The sequence below is a fragment of the Streptomyces sp. NPDC053474 genome, assembly GCF_044544845.1.
GTDB lineage: Bacteria > Actinomycetota > Actinomycetes > Streptomycetales > Streptomycetaceae > Streptomyces.
Genome location: NZ_JBITXV010000005.1, coordinates 335,922 through 351,880, shown reverse-complemented (window position 1 = coordinate 351,880; position 15,959 = coordinate 335,922). Strand labels below are relative to the sequence as shown.

At 75.3% G+C, this 15,959-nt stretch carries 10 protein-coding genes and 2 pseudogenes; 5 read left to right on the top strand and 7 right to left on the bottom strand.

Going from position 1 to position 15,959, the window contains the following annotated elements; translation table 11 throughout:
* Positions 1 to 308: pseudogene (locus tag ACIG3E_RS14390) on the bottom strand (hypothetical protein); the annotation flags it as partial.
* A 78-nt stretch (positions 309 to 386) separates the two neighbouring features.
* Between ACIG3E_RS14390 and ACIG3E_RS14385 the strand changes: the two are divergent.
* A complete protein-coding gene (locus ACIG3E_RS14385; RefSeq protein WP_399615818.1) occupies positions 387 to 848 on the top strand; it encodes a carboxymuconolactone decarboxylase family protein in 462 nt (153 codons plus the stop codon).
* A gap of 36 nt (positions 849 to 884) precedes the next feature.
* Positions 885 to 2,414: pseudogene (locus tag ACIG3E_RS14380) on the top strand (BTAD domain-containing putative transcriptional regulator); the annotation flags it as partial.
* A gap of 2,042 nt (positions 2,415 to 4,456) precedes the next feature.
* Here the strand turns inward: ACIG3E_RS14380 and ACIG3E_RS14375 are convergent.
* Together ACIG3E_RS14375 and ACIG3E_RS14370 are read right to left on the bottom strand one after the other, a co-directional pair.
* Positions 4,457 to 5,806 (bottom strand): DUF418 domain-containing protein, encoded by a 1,350-nt coding sequence (locus ACIG3E_RS14375; RefSeq protein WP_399615449.1) that lies wholly within the window; start codon positions 5,804 to 5,806, stop codon positions 4,457 to 4,459.
* A 263-nt stretch (positions 5,807 to 6,069) separates the two neighbouring features.
* Positions 6,070 to 6,747 (bottom strand): GDSL-type esterase/lipase family protein, encoded by a 678-nt coding sequence (locus ACIG3E_RS14370; RefSeq protein ID WP_399615447.1) that lies wholly within the window; start codon positions 6,745 to 6,747, stop codon positions 6,070 to 6,072.
* An 86-nt stretch (positions 6,748 to 6,833) separates the two neighbouring features.
* On the opposite strand from ACIG3E_RS14370, the gene ACIG3E_RS14365 reads away from it, so the two are divergent.
* A complete protein-coding gene (locus ACIG3E_RS14365; protein WP_399615445.1) occupies positions 6,834 to 7,823 on the top strand; it encodes a WD40 repeat domain-containing protein in 990 nt (329 codons plus the stop codon).
* Between the two features lie 38 nt (positions 7,824 to 7,861).
* Here ACIG3E_RS14365 and ACIG3E_RS14360 read toward each other — a convergent pair whose 3' ends face one another.
* Together ACIG3E_RS14360 and ACIG3E_RS14355 are read right to left on the bottom strand one after the other, a co-directional pair.
* Positions 7,862 to 8,833, bottom strand: a complete 972-nt coding sequence (locus ACIG3E_RS14360) for an EamA family transporter (protein WP_399615443.1) — start codon at positions 8,831 to 8,833, stop codon at positions 7,862 to 7,864.
* Between the two features lie 123 nt (positions 8,834 to 8,956).
* Positions 8,957 to 11,770 carry an FAD-binding and (Fe-S)-binding domain-containing protein gene (locus tag ACIG3E_RS14355; protein WP_399615441.1) on the bottom strand — a complete coding sequence of 938 codons (2,814 nt, stop codon included), beginning with the start codon at positions 11,768 to 11,770 and terminating at the stop codon, positions 8,957 to 8,959.
* Positions 11,771 to 11,966: 196 nt separating this feature from the next.
* Between ACIG3E_RS14355 and serC the strand changes: the two genes are divergently transcribed.
* Positions 11,967 to 13,085: a phosphoserine transaminase gene (gene serC, locus ACIG3E_RS14350; RefSeq protein ID WP_399615439.1), complete on the top strand. Its 1,119-nt coding sequence runs from the start codon at positions 11,967 to 11,969 to the stop codon at positions 13,083 to 13,085.
* Between the two features lie 76 nt (positions 13,086 to 13,161).
* On the opposite strand, the gene ACIG3E_RS14345 is transcribed toward serC, so the two are convergent.
* Positions 13,162 to 14,022 (bottom strand): ABC transporter permease, encoded by an 861-nt coding sequence (locus tag ACIG3E_RS14345; protein WP_399615437.1) that lies wholly within the window; start codon positions 14,020 to 14,022, stop codon positions 13,162 to 13,164.
* Positions 14,019 to 15,065 carry an ATP-binding cassette domain-containing protein gene (locus tag ACIG3E_RS14340; RefSeq protein WP_399615435.1) on the bottom strand — a complete coding sequence of 349 codons (1,047 nt, stop codon included), beginning with the start codon at positions 15,063 to 15,065 and terminating at the stop codon, positions 14,019 to 14,021. The genes ACIG3E_RS14345 and ACIG3E_RS14340 overlap by 4 nt, the downstream gene beginning before the upstream one ends.
* A gap of 121 nt (positions 15,066 to 15,186) precedes the next feature.
* Between ACIG3E_RS14340 and ACIG3E_RS14335 the strand changes: the two genes are divergently transcribed.
* Positions 15,187 to 15,954: a TetR/AcrR family transcriptional regulator gene (locus ACIG3E_RS14335; RefSeq protein ID WP_399615433.1), complete on the top strand. Its 768-nt coding sequence runs from the start codon at positions 15,187 to 15,189 to the stop codon at positions 15,952 to 15,954.
* The last annotated feature ends 5 nt before the right edge of the window (positions 15,955 to 15,959 follow it).

The window sequence follows — 15,959 nt, the reverse complement described above, 5'->3', positions numbered from 1 at the left end:
GCCTCGTCGGTGTTTCCGTGGCCCGCCCTGTCGGTTTTCCGGCCGCCCGCCTCGTCGGTGTTTCCGTGGCCCGCCCTGTCGGTTTTCCGGCCGCCCGCCTCGTCGGTGTTTCCGTGGCCCGCCCTGTCGGTTTTCCGGCCGCCCGCCTCGTCGGTGTTTCCGTGGCCCGCCCTGTCGGTCTCCCGACCGCCTGCCCCGTCGGCCTTTCCGTGGCCTGCCTCGTCGGTCTCCCCGTCGCCCGCCCCGGCGGCCTCCCCTCGCCCCTTCCCTTTTTCGACAACCTGGTTTACCTTCTTTTCGTCAACCATGTTGTCCATCTTAGGGAGCCGTCCGTCTTGTTCGCCCCGTACACCCCGGACACCGCGCCGCCCGCCGCCCGTCCCGCCATGGAGGCCGTGACCCGGGCCTTCGGGCGGTTGCCCGATGCCGTTGCCAAGCTTGCGGCCTCGCCCGAGCTGCTTACCGGGTTTCTGGAGTTGAGCGAGACCTTCGAGCGTTCCACGTTGGCTCCGCTCGCTCGGGAGACCGTCATCATGACCGTCGCCGTACGCAATGAGTGCCACGTGTGCGTCACCCTGCACACCGGCAAGCTGCGGAAGCTGGGCGCGGGCGCCGACCTCGTCACGGCCCTGCGCGAGGAGCGCCCGCTGCCCGCGGGGCACGAGGACCTCGAAGCCGTGCGCCGCTTCGCCCTGCGCGTCCTCGCCACGGCGGGCGGCGTCGAGGACGCGGAGGTCCGGGAGTTCCTGGACCACGGCTACACCGAGCGGAACGCCCTGGAGGTGGTCCTCGGCATCGGCACGTACACGATGTCCACCCTCGCGAACCGGCTCACCCGCGCCGCCTGACCCCCTGGCCTGCGCAAACAGCAGGACCCGCCGGGAATGCGCAGCGAATTGACGCGGGGTGAGGCGCCCGCGTCCAATGGACGCCGCGGCCGACACACCGGGCTCGGGGGAGAACGAGCGCGGTGCGGACCGGCCCTGGGGGGAACACCATCCCGCCGCGTTGACCGGCGCGGCCGCGTCCCCCTGCGCCGAAGGGGGAACGCTGTGATGGAACTGCGCGTACTGGGGGCGGTGGAGGCGTGGGACAACGGCCGCCGCGCCGACCTGCGCGGCCCGCGCCACCGGGCCGTCCTGGCCCGGCTGCTCATGGCCCGCGGCCGGGTCGTGCCGCTCGACCAGCTCATCGACGACCTGTGGCGGGACACCCCGGCCGAGCGGGCGCTCGGCTCCCTGCGCACCCTCGTCTCCACGCTCCGCAAGGCACTCGAACCCGGCCGCCCCACCCGCACCCCGCCCCGCACCCTGGTCACCGCGCCGCCCGGCTACGCGCTGCGCCTGGACCTCGCGGCGGTCGACGCCTGGCGCTTCGAGGACCTCGTACGCCGGGCCGCGGAGCCGTCCGCGCCGGGCCGGGCCGCCGAGACCAGGGACCGGCTCACCGCCGCCCTGGAGCTGTGGCGGGGCGGCGCGTACGCGGAGTTCGCGGCGGAGGCCTGGGCCGCGCCCGAGGTGACCCGGCTCAGCGAGCTGCGGCTGCTCGCGGCCGAGCGCCTCGCCGACGCGGAGCTGGCCCTCGGCGCGGCCGCCCGGGTCGTCGCCGACCTGGAGGCCCACACCCGGGCCCACCCGCTGCGCGAGGAGGGCTGGCGGCTCTTCGCCCTCGCCCTGTACCGCACCGGGCGCCAGGCCGACGCCCTCTCCGCCCTGCGCACGGCCCGCGCCGTCCTCAAGGAGGAACTGGGCATCGACCCCGGCCCCGCGCTGCGGACCCTGGAGGAGGACATCCTCCGCCAGTGCGGAAGCCTGGCGGGGGCCGTGGAGCACGTCGTCCCGCCGGTCGTCGTTCCCGGCGTGGGCGGTCGTCCCGCGGGGCGGGACACCTGGGCGCAGCCCGAGGCGCCCCGCACCGCCCACGAAGCCCCGGCCGTGCTGCCCGGCAGGGCCGAGGCCCTGGAGCGCCTCGCCCAAGAGGCCAAGGACGCGGTCAAGGGCGGCGCGCTCCGCGTGGCCCTCGTGGGCGGCGCCCCCGGCACGGGCAAGACCGCCCTCGCCGAGGCGGCCGCGCACGCGCTCACCGCCGCCCACGGCTGGACCGCCACCCGAGGGCGCTGCCCGGAGGAGACCGGCGCCCCGCCCGCGCACCCCTGGGCCGAGCTGCTGCGCACGCTCGTCGCCGACGGGCACCCGGCCCCGCCCGCCCTCGCCCCGCTCCTGGACCCCGCCGCCGGAGCGGGGGCCGGGGCCGACGCCGAGGCCGCCCGGTTCCGTACGCACACCGCCGCCACCGCGCACCTCGCCGCCGTCGCCCGCCGCACGCCCCTCGCCGTCGTCCTGGAGGACCTGCACCACGCCGACGACGACACCCTCACGCTGCTGCGCCGACTGCCCACGGCCCTGGCGGAGAGCCCCGTCCTGCTCCTGGTCACCTTCCGCACGGAGGAGCTGACCGACGCGGCCCGCGACACCCTCGCCGCGCTCGCCCGCTGCGAACCGGCCCGGCTGGAACTGGGGGGCCTCGACGCGACCGCCGTCGGCGCCGTCCTGCGCGAGCTGGCGGGGCACGCCGGGAAGCCCGCCCCCGACCTCGACGAGGACACCGTCCGCCGCCTCACCGAGCGCACCGGCGGCAACCCCTTCTTCGTACGGGAGACCGCACGGCTGCTCGCGGCCGAGGGCGTGGACGCCGCCCTGACCCGGGTCCCGCCCGGCGTGGCCGACGTGATCCGGCACCGGCTCGGGGCGCTGAGCTCCGGCGCGCAGGGCATGCTGCGGCGGGCGGCCGTCGTCGGAACGGACGTTGACATCGATGTCCTCCTGGAGATGTGCTGGTCACAGGGCGAGGGCGGCCCGGCAGACCAAGGCGCCGCCGTCGAACACCTGGAGGAGGCCCTGGGCTCCGGCCTCCTCGGCGAACCGGGGCCCGGCCGTCTCCGCTTCGCCTCCGCCCTCGTCCGCGACACCCTCTACCAGGAGACCTCCCGGCTGCGCCGCGCCCACTGGCACGCCCGCGCCGCCGACGCCGTGGAGCGGCTGCGCCCGGACGACCTGGGCGCGCTCGCCCACCACCGCCTGGAGTCGGCGGGCCCCCGCGACGTGGAGGGCGCCGTGCGGCACGTGGACGCCGCCGCCACCGCCGCCCGGCAGGACGGCGACCACCAGGAGGCCGCGCGCCTTTGGCGGCGCGCGCTCGTCGTCCACGAACGCCTCGGCACCGCCCCGCTGGTGGCCGGGCCCGAGGGCCCCGCGCTCGTCGTCGGCCTGGTCCGCAGCCTCACGTCCGCCGGGGACTTCCAGGGCGCGCGGGCCCAGCGCGTCAGCGCCCTGGAGCGCTTCCCCGCGGGTGGCGCCCCCGAAGCCCTCGCGCGCCTCGTGGCCTGCGACGACATGCCCACCCTCTGGTTCCACCGCGACTACGCGGCCGGGCCCGACCCGCGCGTCACCGGGGCCGTGGAGCGCCTTCTCGCCGAACTGCCGGAGTCCGAGGTCGCGTTGCGGTGCCGCCTGCACGCCGTCCTCGCCCGTGAGCTCGACGGCTTCGGCGGGGAGCGGGCGGTGCGCGCGGCCGCCGAGGCCGAGCGCCTCGCCCGCCGCACCGGCGATCCGCGGCTGCTCGTCCACGCGCTCAACAGCCGCCTCCTGCAGACGTACGGCGCCGCGGGGCTCGCGCCGCGCCGCGCCCGCGTCGCCGAGGAGATGCTGGCCGTCGCCCGGGGCGCGGGCCTCGGCGCGGCCGAGGCGGTGGCCCGTACCGCGTTGCTCCAGGCGCATGCCGCCCGGGCCGCGTTCCGCGAGGCGGACGAGCAGGCGGCGGCCGTGCGCGGCCTCGCCACCGGGCTGCGCATGCCGGCGCTCGGCCTCGTCCCCGCCCTGTACGGGGCGCTGCGCGCGGCGGCCGCCCACCGGCACGACGAGGCCGGGCGGCGCTACGCCGCCGCGCGCGACGAGATCGGCGGGCTCGGCCTGTGGGGCGCCGAGCACGCCGTGTACGGGCTCGCGCTGTTCTGCCTGCGCCAGCAGGACGGGCGCCTGGCCGAACACGTGGACCTGTCGCTGCGCGAGTACGAGACGTGGGGGCGCGGCGCGGGCTGCGGCGCCACCCACGCGCTGACCCTCGCCGCAGCCGGGCACGGCGCGCGGGCCCGCGCGCTGCTGCCCGAACTCCTCACCATGAGACGGGACTTCCTGTACGAGCTGCGCCTCGCGGCCGCCGGGCTCGCCGCCGTCCGGCTCGGCGAGGACGACCTCGCGGAGGCGGCGTACGAGGAACTCCTGCCCGCCGCCGACGAGTTGGCGGGCGCCGGGTCCGGGATGGCCACGCTCGGCCCGGTCGCCCAGTACCTCGGGGAGATCGCCGAGCACCTGGGCCGCGCGGACGACGCCGTCTCGCACTACTGCCAGGCCCTGTCCCTGGCGCGCCGGGCCGACGCCCCGCACTGGCGGGACCAGGCTCAGCGGGGGCTGCGCAGGCTGGCCCCGGCGTCCGCGTTCCGGGCCCCGTCGCCCGGGTCCGCCTTCCGGGTGCCCGAGCCCGCGCCCGCGCCCGTGGCGTCCGGCCGGGCCGCGGCCGTGCGGGCGCCGTAGGCGAGGCGCCGCAGCAGCGCCTCCGCGGGGCCCCGGCGCCCCGCCCGCTCCAGGGCGTGGGCGCCCGCGACGGTCACCAGCCACACGGCCGTCGCGACGAGGGCCATGGTCGCGCTGCTCAGGTGCGCGCCGAGGCCGAGGCCCCAGGCCGCGAGGAGCGGGGCGAAGAGGAGGGAGTGGGTGAGGTAGCAGGACATCGACCGCTTGCCGACGGCCGCGACCGCCGCGACGGCCGTGGCGCAGGGGCGCGGGGAGCGGTGCGTCCACCACGCGACGAACAGCGCGATCGCGGCCACGTATCCGATGCCGCCCGCGGTGCCGGTGAGGTCCCGCAGCGTCGTCAGGACGCCCTCCTCGCTCTGTGCGTCGTCCGGTACGCGGAGGGCTCCGACGTGGGCGAGGGCCGCGGGCAGCGCGCCGAGCCAGCCCACCGCGACGCCGATCACCGCGGTGCGGCGCAGCAGCGGCAGATGGCGGCCCGGCTCCTCCAGGATCCGTCGGCGCGCGGCCCAGAACCCCAGCAGGAAGACGAGGTACCCGCCGCCGACCAGGGACAGCAGCGAGGCGCCGAAGGTGACGAAGAGGCCGGTCGTGCCGCGCGTCCCGGCGGCGGCCAGCCAGCTGTCCTCGTCCGCCCCGTAGGCGAGGTAGCCGGGCTCGGCGCCCGCGTCCCCGAGCGACCACAGGTCCCCGCGCAGCAGCGCGGCGACGACCGGAGCCAGCGTGAGCAGGAGCGTCTGCGCGACGCCGATCCAGATCCACCACTTCAGGGCCCGGTCGCTCCTGCGCACGAAGATCCAGCCGAGGACGAGGCTCAGGACGCCGTAGAAGCCGATGATGTCGCCCGCCATCAGGAGCGTGGAGTGCGCGAGCCCGATGACGACCATCCACAGGCTGCGCCTGCGCAGCACGCCCACGGCGGCGCGCCCGGTGGTGCCGTGCCCGGTCTGGCGCAGATACATCTGCGTCATCCCGTACCCGAAGAGGAACGCGAACAGCGGATAGATCCGCAGGTCCAGGGTCATGATCATCAGGAACTGCACCACGTGGTCGAGCCACGACCCGTCCACGGGCTGCCACCCCGAGGGCCCGTGCTCGGCCCGCCACAGGTGGAAGGCGGTGTTCGACAGGGCGATGAGCAGCAGCATCAGGCCGCGCGCGACGTCCGGCGCGAGGGCCCGCTCGGTGGCGCGGGTGGGAGGAGTCAGGACCGTCATGCCCCGAACGTAGAAAGCGGGCCGCCTCCCCGGCGTCGGCCTTCCGGCTAGGAGCGGATGCCGAAAGGCGAGGACCGGGGCGCCGAAAGTCAGCAGGGCGGGGTTCGGCAGCGCCCCAAAGGGGCGCGAGGCTGTGCCGATATGCGGCTCCGCCGCGAAGGGGGTCCCCCCTGTTCGAGCGAAGCCGAGAACTTGGGGGAGCGCCCAGCCACGAAGGACCCGCAGGCGACCGACGGCCCATCGCGGCCATTCCAGCGAAGCGCTCAGCGTGGCGCCGGGACCGCCCCGAGGTCCCAGGCCTGGGCCAGGGCGGCGGCGTAGGCGTCGGCCAGTTTCCGCTCGCCGCGCTCGTTGGGGTGCGTGCCGTCGTAGGTGTCGTAGTGGATGTCGTACGGGTCCGGGGGCGAGGCCAGGAGGAGGGCGGACGCCGGGGTGTCCAGGTCGGCGACCGTCTTGGCGAGGAGCTCGTTGAAGCGGGCGACCTCGGCGGCGAAGGCGGCGTCGTCGTGCGCGCGGACGTTGGGGATGACGGGGAGCACGGCGATAGCGACGCGCGGGTTGGCGGCGCGGGCCGCCGTCACGAAGGCGCGGACGTTCGCGGCGGTCTGCTCGGCGTTGGTGTAGAAGCCGAGGTCGATCAGGCCGAGCGAGACGAGCAGCACGTCGGCCCGCTCGCGCCGCACCGCGTCCTCGATCAGCGGCGCCATGTGCTGCCAGCCTTCGCCCCAGCCCGCCAAGTGGCGCCGGGGGAAGTCCGGTTGGGCGTACGCGTACGAGGTGGGGGCCTCGGCCGTCTTGTCGTAGAGGGCCTCGCGGGGGCCGACGACCTTGAAGGGGGCGCCGAGCGTGGCGCACAGATGCTGCCACATCCAGTAGCGCCAGGTGTGTTCCCCGGCGCTGCCGATGGTCATCGAGTCGCCGACGAACATGAACCTGAGCATCCGCTCATCATCGCGGATCTCGCCCGTGCGCTGCGATGTGAGCCTTGCCACCTGCCGCCGTGGCGCGGGGTGGCAGGCTTGGAGCCATGCGTTCTTCGAGGGTGTGCGCGGCCGGGGCCGCGGCGGTGGTGGCTGCGGTCCTGGTGGCGTCCGGCGGCCCCGCCCTGGCCGACGGCAAGGCGGGCAACGACGGGTTCACCATCGAGGACCCGCGCATCACCGAGTCCAGCGGCCTGGTGCCCTCGCGCGCCCACCCCGGCGTCTACTGGACCCACAACGACCAGGACAGCGGCGCCTACCTGTACGCCGTCGACAGCAGGACCGGCAAGACCGTCGCCCGGATCACCCTGACCGGCGTCGGCAAGCCGCGCGACGTCGAGGCCATCTCGATGGGCCCCGACGGCAGCCTGTACGTCGGTGACATCGGCGACAACCTCGGCGGCAAGTGGTCCTTCGTGTGGGTCTACAAACTGCCCGAACCCAAGGAGCTCAAGGACCAGTCCGTCCGCGCCACGCAGTACGTCGTGAAGTACGCCGACGGGCCGCGCGACGCCGAGGCGCTCATGGTCCACCCCAAGACGGGCCGCGTGTACATCGCCGACAAGAAGGAGGACGGCGGCTCCCTCTACGAGGGCCCGGCCCGCCTGTCCACCTCCGGCACCAACGTCTTCCGCCGCGTCGCGAGCACCGACCTGTGGGTCACCGACGGCGCCTTCTCGCCCGACGGCAAGCACCTCGCCCTGCGCGGCTACTTCGGCGGCGTCGCCTTCGCCTGGCGCGGCGAGGGCGAGATCAAGCGCGAGGGCCGCCTGCGCGTCCCGCTCCAGCGCCAGGGCGAGTCCGTGACGTACAGCCCCGACGGCAGCCATCTGATGTACGGCACGGAGGGCAGGCAGAGCGATGTCGAGGCCGTCGAGGTGAAGGGCGCGGGGGGCGGCTCGTCGTCGGACGGCGGGGGCTCGGGCGACGGCGGTGGCGGTGGCTTCACCGGTGGGGCGACCAAGGGGGCCGTGGTCCTGGGCGCGGTGGTGCTCGCGGCCCTGGGCCTCAAGAGGCTCTTCCGGCGCGGCGGGTGACTTGGTCGTCCTCGGCGCCCCGAAGGTCGGCCCTTGGGTCAGGTCTTCGCCCGGCCGCGCCCCACCTGAGTGCGCACCGCGCCCATGCTGGCGGTGATGACCAGGGCGATGGCCAGGCCCTCGACGAGGGTCAGGCCCTGGTCGAGGATGAGGAAGCCGGCGACGGCCGCGATGGCCGGTTCCAGGCTCATCATGACCGCGAAGGTGGACGCGGGAAGGCGCCTGAGGGCGAGGAGTTCGAGGGTGTAGGGCAGTACGGAGGACATCACGGCGACGGCCGCGGCGAGGCCGAGGGTGCTGGGCACGGTGAGCTTGGAACCGGACTCCGCGATGCCCAGCGGCAGGGCGAGCACCGCGCCGACGGCCATGGCCAGGGCGAGCCCGTCGGCCTGCGGGAAGCGGCGGCCGGTGCGGGCGCTGAAGACGATGTACACCGCCCAGGCGGCCCCCGCGCCGAGCGCGTAGGCGACCCCGGCCCGGTCGAGGCCGCCGAAGCCGCCGCCCCCGCCGAGCAGGAAGACGCCGCAGAGGGCGAGCCCCGCCCAGACCACGTTCACCAGGCGGCGGGAGGCGAGGACGGAGAGCGCGAGCGGGCCGAGCACCTCCAGGGTGACGGCGGGGCCGAGCGGGATGCGGGCCACGGCCTGGTAGAAGAGGCCGTTCATGGCGGCGAGCGTGACGCCGAAGGCCAGGACCGTGCCCCAGTCGGCGCGCGAGTGCCCGCGCACCCGGGGGCGGCACACGAGCAGGAGGATCACGGCGGCGAAGAAGAGCCGCAGCGTCACGATGCCGAGCGCGCCCGCGCGCGGCATCAGGCTGACGGCGACGGCCCCGCCGAACTGCACGGAGACGCAGCCCGCGAGCACCAGGCCGAGGGGCCCGAGCGCGGCGCCGCGCGTCCCGCCGCCCCCGGTGCCGTGACCGGCCGCTCCCGCCGCCTCCGGCTGCCCCACCGTGGCGGGCGCGGCCACGGCCGCCTCCACCGCCCCGTCCGTCCGCGATACGTTCACGCCGAGCCCGCCTCACAGTCCAGCTTCCTGCACTCTTGCGTACAAGGTAATGGACTACGTCTGGGATGTCGAAGTAGTTCGCAGCGTACGAAGCCCGGGGCGAGCCGTTAAGCCCCGCAGGCCCTAGGCCCCCTCGTCCAGGGCCTCGGCGAGGAGCTCCGCCAGATGGCGTCCGCGTACGCCCGCCAGCTGCTCCAGCTGCGTACGGCAGGAGAACCCGTCCGCCAGGACCGCCGTGCCCGGGTCCGCCCCCGCCACGGACGGCAGGAGCTGCTCGTCGGCGCAGGCCTTCGACACCTCCCAATGCCCCTTCTCGAAGCCGAAGTTGCCCGCGAGGCCGCAGCAGCCGCCGCTCAGGGCGCCCGTCAGACCCGCCTTCTCCCGCAGCCTGCGGTCGGCCGCGTCGCCCAGGACCGCGTGCTGGTGGCAGTGGGTCTGGCCCACCACGGGCCGGTCCAGGCGCGGGGGCCGCCAGTCGGGGGCGTACTCCTCCAGGGCCTCGGCGAAGGTGCGCACGGAGTCGGCGAGCACGCGCGCGTGCGGGGCCGCGCCCGCGAGCTCCACCAGGTCCGCCCTGAGGGCCGCCGCGCAGCTCGGCTCCAGGACGACGACCGGGGTGCCCGCCTCCAGGAACGGCCGCATCCGGGCGAGGGTCCGCCGTTGCACGGCACGGGCCCGGTCCAGCTGGCCCGTCGAGACGTACGTCAGACCGCAGCACACGTCCCGGGGCGGCACCTGGACGGTGAGGCCCGCGGCCTCCAGGACCCGTACGGCGGCCTGCCCCACGGACGGCGCGAGGTGGTCGGTGAAGGTGTCCGGCCACAGCACCACCGCCCGCCCCGCGCCCTGCGCGCGCGGCCGCCCGCGCCACCAGCGGCGGAACGTCCGCGGAGCCACCCGCGGCAGCGCGCGGCGCGGCTCGATGCCGCCCAGGCGCTTGCCGAGGGCCGCGAGCGGGGGCAGCGCGGCCAGGGCGTTGACCAGGCGCGCGGTGCGGGTGGCCGCGACGGCGCGCAGCCAGCGCGGCAGCCAGCCCAGGGCGTAGTGCGCGGCGGGCCGCACCCGGCCCGCGTAGTGGTGGTGCAGGAACTCCGCCTTGTACGTGGCCATGTCCACGCCCACCGGGCAGTCGGACGCGCAGCCCTTGCAGGACAGGCACAGGTCGAGGGCGTCCCGCACCTCCGGCGAGCGCCAGCCGCCGGTGACCACCTCGCCCGCGAGCATCTCGTGCAGCAGACGGGCCCGGCCGCGCGTGGAGTGCCGCTCCTCGCCCGTCGCGCGGAACGACGGGCACATCACGCCGCCGCCTGCCGTCGGCGTCGTCGTACGGCACTTGGCGACGCCCACGCAGCGGCGCACGGCGGCGGAGAAGTCGCCGTTGTCGTGCGGATAGCCGAAGCCCGTGACCGGTGGGCCCACCGGTTCGCGCGGCAGGACGGCGAAGCGGAGGTTGGTGTCCAGGGGCGCCGGGCGGACCAGCATGCCCGGGTTGAGCAGGCCCGCCGGGTCCCAGAGGTCCTTGGCCCGCTCGAAGAGCCGCACCAGGTCCGGCCCGTACATCCGGGGCAGCAGCTCCGCGCGGGCCTGCCCGTCGCCGTGCTCGCCCGACAGGGAGCCGCCGTGCGCGACGACCAGGTCGGCGAGGTCCTCCGAGAACCGCCGGAAGCGGGCCACGCCGGGGGCCGTGAGCAGGTCGAAGTCGATGCGCACGTGGATGCAGCCGTCGCCGAAGTGGCCGTAGGGGGTGCCGCGGAGGCCGTGCTCGGCGAGGAGGGCGCGGAAGTCCTTGAGGTAGGGGCCGAGGCGGGTGGGCGGGACCGCGCAGTCCTCCCAACCGGGCCATGCTTCGGTGCCGTCCGGCATCCGGGTCGCCGTGCCCGCCGCGTCCTCGCGCACCCGCCACAGGCCGCGCTGCGCCGCCGGGTCGGTGACCACCACGGCGTCCCCGCAGTCCGCCGCCCGCGCGATCGCGGCGGCCCGGGCGCGTGCCTCGGCCGGGGTCGCGCCGCCCGTCTCCACGAACAGCCAGGCGCCGCCCTTGGGCAGTCCCTCGGCGTCCCGTACGAGGTCCGCGGCCATGCCCTCGACCGTCAGCGGCCCGTACGGCAGGAGCCCCGCGGCCGCCTGGGCCGCCGCGCTCTCATCGGCGTACCCCAGGACCGCGAGCGCGCGGGCGCGCGGCGCCTCGACGAGCCGGACCGTCGCCTCCGTGAGGAGGCCGAGGGTGCCCTCGCTGCCGCAGAAGGAGCGGGTCAGGTCGGGGCCGCCGCCCTCCGGGAGCAGGGCGTCGAGGGCGTAGCCGGAGATGCGCCGGGGCAGCTCGGGAAAGCCCGTCCGCAGCGGGGCGAGATGGGCGTCGACCAGGGCGCGCAGCCCCTCGGGGGCGCCGTCCCAGGTGCCGGGCGCGAGCGTGACGGCGGTGCCGTCGCCCCGGACGACGGCCAGCTCGCCCACGTTGTCCGCCGTCGTCCCCCAGGCCACGGAGTGCGCTCCGCAGGAGTTGTTGCCGATCATGCCGCCGAGGGTGCAGCGGCTGTGGGTCGAGGGGTCCGGGCCGAAGGTGAGGCCGTGCGGGGCCGCGGCGGCCCTGAGCGCGTCCAGGACCACGCCGGGCTGCACCCGGGCCGTGCGGGCCTCCGGGTCCAGCTCCACGATCTCCGTCATGTACGCGGTGAAGTCCAGGACCACGCCCGTGCCCGTCGCCTGCCCGGCGATGGACGTGCCCGCGCCGCGGGCCACCACGGGTTCGCCGTGGGCGCGGCAGATGGCCAGGGTCGCGGCCACGTCCGCCGCGTCGCGCGGGGTGACCACGGCGGTCGGGGTCCTGCGGTAGTTGGACGCGTCCATGGTGACCAGGGCCCGCGCCCCGGCCGTCCCGTCCACGCCACCGCGCACCGCGCCCCGCAAGGCCCGCACCAGCTCCGTCTCCACACCCATGCCCCGGAGCCTGCCCCCACCCACCACCCGGGTAACGGCCCCGCCCCGGCGCGACCGGAGACACGGCTCACCCCGCAGCGCGGGGTGGCCCCACCACCCGCCCCAGGCCCCCCGACGGGAGGCCTCCGCGGGACGGGGTGTCTCGGGGGATGGACGGGGCCCGCGCGGGGGCCCGGAGGCCGGATAGGCTCGCGGGGTGGCTGAGATCGAGATCCCCGCAGACATCAGGCCCACCGACGGACGCTTCGGCGCGGGCCCCTCCAAGGTACGGCCGGAGGCCCTCGCGGCCCTGGCCGCCACCGGCACCTCCCTGCTCGGCACCTCGCACCGCCAGGCCCCGGTGAAGAACCTGGTCGGCCGCGTGCGCGAGGGCGTGCGCGAGCTGTTCCAACTGCCGGACGGCTACGAGGTGGTGCTGGGCAACGGCGGGTCCACCGCGTTCTGGGACATCGCGACGCACGGGTTGATCGAGAACAAGTCGCAGCACCTGTCGTTCGGCGAGTTCTCCTCCAAGTTCGCGAAGGCGGCGAAGCTCGCCCCGTGGCTCGCGGAGCCGACGGTGATCTCCTCGGACCCGGGCACGCACCCCGACCCGGAGGCCGAAGCGGGCGTGGACGTCTACGCGTTCACGCACAACGAGACCTCCACCGGCGTCGCCGCCCCGCTCGCGCGGGTCGCGGGCGCGGACGAGGGCGCGCTTGTCCTGGTGGACGCCACGTCGGGCGCGGGCGGCCTGCCGGTCGACATCGCCGAGACGGACGTGTACTACTTCGCCCCGCAGAAGTCGTTCGCGTCGGACGGCGGCCTGTGGATCGCCGCGTTCTCCCCGGCCGCCCTGGAGCGGGCGCGGCGGGTGCACGCGAGCGGCCGCCACGTGCCGGAGTTCTTCAGCCTGCCCACGGCGATCGACAACTCGCTCAAGAACCAGACGTACAACACGCCCGCGCTCGCCACGCTGTTCCTGCTCGGCGAGCAGCTGGACTGGCTCAACGGCCAGGGCGGCCTCGACTGGTCGGTGCGCCGCACCGCCACCTCGGCCCGCACGCTGTACGGCTGGGCGGAGGAGTCGAAGTACGCGACGCCGTTCGTGACGGACCCGGCGAAGCGCTCGCAGGTGATCGGCACCATCGACTTCGACGACGAGATCGACGCGGCGGCGGTCGCGAAGGCGCTGCGCGCGAACGGCATCGTGGACACGGAGCCGTACCGCAAGCTGGGCCGCAACCAGCTGCGTGTGGCGATGTTCCCGGCCATCGACCCGGCGGACGTCGAGGCGCTGACGCGCTGCGTGGACTACGTGATCGAGAAGCTGTAACGGCACCTTTGACGCGGTGAAGGGCCCGGCACGCACCAAGCGCGCCGGGCCCTTCACCGTGCTCGGCCCCCGGCCCTCACCGGCTCAACGCCTTGAACTTCCGTACCGCGAGCGGCAGGAACAGCGCGGTCACGGCCAGCGGCCACACCGCCGCCATGAGGACGGCGTGCTGCTCGACCCAACTCGCGCCGCCCGCGCCCGGGTTGCCGAACAGCTCGCGGGCGGCGGTGCCCGTGGACGACACCGGGTTCCACGCGGCGACGGGGGCGAGCCAGTCGGGCATCAGGGACGGCGCCACGAACACGCTGGAGATCATCGTGAGCGGGAAGGCCACCGCGTACAGGCCGCCCGCCGCCTCCGGGGTGGGGACGACGAAGCCGAGCCACACGCCGACCCAGATCAGGCTGAAGCGCAGGAGCAGCAGCAGGGCGAAGGCGGTCAGGGCGTTGCCGACGCCGTGGTCGGGGCGCCAGCCGATGGCCACGGCGGTGAGCGCGAGGATCGTCAGCTCGGCGCAGGCCACGACGAGGTCGGCGAGGCCGCGCCCGGCGGCTACGGCGGAGGGCGCCATGGGCATGGAGCGGAAGCGGTCGATGACGCCCTTGGAGGCGTCGGTGACGACGCCCATCGCGGTGTTCATGAAGCCGAAGGCCATCGTCATCACGAACATGCCGGGCATCAGGAAGTCCTTGTAGTCGCCCGTGCCGCCGGGCACCTTCATCGCCTCGCCGAAGACGAAGCCGTACAAGAGCACGCTGATGATGGGGAAGCCCAGCTGCCAGGCGATGAGGACGGGTACGCGCCGGAAGTGGGTGAGGTAGCGCCGGGCGATGTTCAGGGTGTCGGCGACGGCCCAGTAGGCACGGCCGTGCGCGGGCCCGGGGCCCGGTCCCGCGTCCGGGCAGGACAGCCCGTCCCGGGTCAGTACGTCGCTCATGCCGCCGCCGCCTCCGTCCGGCCCGCCGCCGCCTCGGCCTGGGGCGGCCGCTCGCTCTTCGCCTCCGTCAGCTTCAGGAACACGTCGTCCAGGCTCGGCCGCCGCAGGCCCACGTCCTCCACGGCGACGCCCTCGTCCCGCAGGGTGCGGGCGACCTCGGCGAGGGCACCGACGCGGTCGGTGACCGCGGCCCGTACGCGCCGCTCGGTGTCGACCGCCTCCGGCTCGCCGTCCGCGACGCGCGCCACGGCCTTCACGGCGGCGGGCAGGTCGGCGGCCTCGCTGACGACGACCTCCAGCTGGCTGCCGCCGACGGTGGCCTTGAGGCCGTCGGGGGTGTCGTCGGCGATGGCGCGTCCCTGGTCGATGACGGTGACGCGGGAGGCGAGGCGGTCGGCCTCCTCCAGATACTGGGTAGTGAGTAGAACGCTCGTTCCAGTCGCCACCAAGTCCCGTACGGAGTCCCAGACCTCGCTGCGGCCGCGCGGGTCGAGGCCGGTGGTCGGCTCGTCGAGGAACAGCACGGACGGGGCGAGGATCATGGACGCGGCGAGGTCGAGGCGCCGCCGCATGCCGCCGCTGTACTGCCCTGCGCCCTTGTCGGCGGCGGCTTCGAGGCCGAACCGCTCCAGGAGCTCCTGCGCGCGGCGAGCGGCCCGGCGGGAGCCGAGGTGGAAGAGGCGGCCGAACATCTCCAGGTTCTGACGGCCGGTGAGGACCTCGTCCACGGCCGCGTACTGACCGGTGAGGCCGATGCGGCCGCGCACGACGGCTGGTTCGTGCCCGACGTCGGCGCCGCCGACGGTGGCGCGGCCGCCGTCGGGGCGGACCAGGGTGGCCAGGACGCGCACGGCCGTGGTCTTGCCCGCGCCGTTCGGCCCGAGCAGGCCGTGGACCGTGCCGTGCGCGACGGTCAGGTCGAAGCCGTCGAGGGCCTTCTTGTCGCCGTACCGCTTGTGCAGGCCGCGGGCCACCACCGCGTACTCCCCACGGTCGGCCCCACGGCCCGCCCGGCGGTCCGCCCCGCGCGTGTGCTCACGCATCACCGCTCCACTCACCATCCGTTCCCCCTCGTCACACCCTTGCCGAGCCTTGCTGAGTACACCGTACTCAATAGAGAGTACATCGTACCCAGTTTTCGTCCAAGGGCTTATCGTGAGATCCATGACGACCACGGAGACCAGCGGCAGCGGCGACATCACCCGCAGCCTCGAACTGCTCTGGGGCGACGGCGAGCGCCGCACGCGCGGCCCCAAACCGGCCCTGACCCTGGAGCGGATCGTCACCGCCGCGGTCGCCCTCGCCGACGCGGAGGGCATCGCGGCCGTCTCGATGCGCCGCCTCTCGCAGGAGCTGGGCACCGGCACGATGTCGCTGTACCGCTATCTGCCGGGCAAGGCCGAACTGCTCGACCTGATGCTCAACCACGTCCAGGCGCCCACCGACGACGAGGACACCTTCACCGGCGGCTGGCGCGCGGGCGTCGAGGCGTACGCCCGCGAGGTCCTGGAGCGCCACCGCGCGCACCCCTGGCTGCTCCAGGTCAACCAGGCGCGGCCGGTGCTCGGCCCGAGCGCCGTCGGCGGCCTGGAGAAGGTCCTGTCCCGCATCAAGCCCATGGGCCTGCGGGACCCGGAGCTGATCTCGGTCCTGATCCTCGTCGAGGGGTACGTCACCGGGGTGGCGCGCATGCAGACCCAGTCGGTGGAGGCCGACGCCGCCGGGCTCTCCGAGGAGGCCTTCTGGGAGAAGCAGGGGCCCGTGCTCGGCCGGATCATGGCCAGCGGCAGCTATCCGCTGGTCGCCGGACTCTCCGACGACACGTTCGGCCCGGACTTCGACCACTTCGAGTTCGGCCTCCAGCGGATCCTGGACGGACTCGACGCCCTGGTCGAGCAGCGCGAGCGCGCGGCGGGGCGGCAGCGGGGGTGACAGAC